The following is a 512-nucleotide window of genomic DNA, read 5'->3' on the forward strand; positions in this document are numbered from 1 at the left end:
CGAGTTGGTCGGCGCGGTCCTGGAAACGGTACGACCGGCACGCCCGGCCGGTCATGGCGCGGCGTGGGAGGCGTTGGTGCCGTTCGAGGAACAGATCCGTGCGTGGGTGAACGGCGACGGTGAGACGAAACCGTTGTCGGTGACGAAGATCGAGATCTTGCTGACCCGGCAGGGCTGTACGGTTCCGTACCGGACGTTGCACCGATTCGCTACGGAGCGTTGCGGTTTCGGATCGAGGGAGACGACGGTGCGGGTTGTCGACGGCGACCCGGGTGTGGAGTGCCAACTCGACTTCGCCTACATGGGGATGCTCGACGATCCGGATACCGGTCGGCGGCGGAAGGTGCACGCGTTGATCTTCACCGCGGTCTACTCCCGGCACCAGTTCGTGTGGTTGACGTTCTCGCAGACGCTGACGGCGGTGATCGCCGGCTGCGAGGCGGCGTGGGGGTTCTTCGGCGGCGTGTTCGCGGTGATCATCCCCGACAATCTGAAACCTGTTGTCAACCAAG

The 512-nt window shown here is 64.6% G+C and carries 1 pseudogene; it reads left to right on the plus strand.

Annotated features, from left to right (window positions below):
* Nucleotides 1-512: pseudogene (locus ACHIRB_RS31195) on the plus strand (IS21 family transposase); the annotation flags it as partial.

The organism is Antrihabitans spumae (genome assembly GCF_043944905.1).
GTDB lineage: Bacteria > Actinomycetota > Actinomycetes > Mycobacteriales > Mycobacteriaceae > Antrihabitans > Antrihabitans spumae.